General features: G+C 52.1%; 1 protein-coding gene. It reads right to left on the bottom strand.

Going from position 1 to position 1456, the window contains the following annotated elements:
- Positions 1-33: 33 nt before the first annotated feature.
- A protein-coding gene (locus BLL36_RS30225) for an IS3 family transposase (RefSeq protein ID WP_090220089.1) occupies positions 34-1406 on the bottom strand; the annotation gives its coding sequence in 2 pieces (ribosomal slippage) (positions 34-927 and positions 930-1406; 1371 coding nt in all).
- Positions 1407-1456: the final 50 nt, after the last annotated feature.

Below are 1456 nucleotides of genomic sequence, written 5' to 3'. Positions count from 1 at the left end.
TGAAGTGCGCCCCAAAAGTTGGACAGCTGTTGGTTAGGCTGCAGCGGATCGAGCTCTGTACTCTACAGGGCTCAGTCCGCCAAGCTTCACTTTGATTCGCGTATGGTTGTAGTAATGGATGTATTTATCCAGCCCAGCTTGCAGGTGCTCGACGCTTTCGAAGCTTTCTCGATAGTAGAACTCTGACTTCAGCGTGCCGAAAAAACTCTCCATTGTGGCGTTGTCGTAGCAGTTTGCTCGGCGTGACATGCTTTGCTCCAGCCCCGCTTTTTCAAGTCGCTCACGGTACTTTGAGTGTCGATAGTGCCAGCCTTGATCCGAGTGCAGCATTGGTTTGGCGCCTTCGGGCAATTGCCCAAGAGCTTTTTCCAGCATGTCGCCCACCAAGGCATATTGGGGGCGTACAGCGGTCTGGTAGGCCACGATCTCGCCGTTGTACAGGTCCAGGACTGGGGACAGATACAGTTTTTTTCCAGCCACTTTGAACTCGGTAACATCCGTTACCCATTTCTGATTTGGTTGCTCAGCCTCGAACTGACGGTCCAAGGTATTGGGTGACACTTCTCCCATCGGCCCTTTGTACGCTCTGTATTTTTTCGGTCGTACTGTGCATTTCAGACCCAGCTCTGCCATCAGTCGTCGGACCGTTTTACCGTTGATCAACGGTCGATCTTTACGTAACTCTAACGTCATCCGCCGGTAACCAAGACAGCCAAAATGGTCTTCCTGAAGGCTCTGGATAGAGGCTTTTATCGAAATGAACCGGTCTGCAACGCCCATCGCCTTGAGTTGGTAGTAATACGTACTTCGTGCAAGATCCAGCAGTTTGAGCAAGTGACTCAAAGGAAAGTCCTGCTTCAGTTCAGTGACTATTCGGGCTTTTTCTTCGCTATTTTCTCTCGCCTCATCACCACCTCGCCTAACTCTCCAAGCTTTTTTAGGTAGGCGTTCTCCATGCGCAGGTATTGAACTTCATCAAGCAAGCGCTTATGCGCAAGCTCCACGTCGGTGAGTGGAGTAGTAGTTTTGCGTGGTTTAGATGGCTTAGGCATAGCGACGCTCAATCCCTTTTTCCCTGGTTCCAGGGCTTCAATGCCGCCACTGTAATACTGCTGCTGCCATCTGCCCACCTGGCTTGAGTTGCCCAGGTTGAAGAGCGCCGCAGTGCGGCGCAGAGACAGGGAGTCACGCCACATGCATTGCAGAACGGAGAACTTGAACAAAGCGTCGTAGCGCTTTTTGATGGTGTTGAAGCTGGCCTCTCCGTGCAATCGATAGCTCTCGACCCAGCGACGAAGCAATGTAGGGTCCATTTTGAATTGAGCCGCGATACGGCGAAAGCCCCGACCTCGTTCAAGGAAGGCGGTGATGGCGGATAGCTTGAACTGCGTAGTGTACTTGCTCATGAAAAAGCCCCTGGAGTTGGATGGGTGTCCAACTTCTGGGGCGCACTTCA

Source organism: Pseudomonas cedrina subsp. cedrina, from assembly GCF_001983175.1.
GTDB lineage: Bacteria > Pseudomonadota > Gammaproteobacteria > Pseudomonadales > Pseudomonadaceae > Aquipseudomonas > Aquipseudomonas cedrina.
Note: the sequence above shows the minus strand (reverse complement) of the source record. Positions and strands in the feature narration are given on the sequence as shown.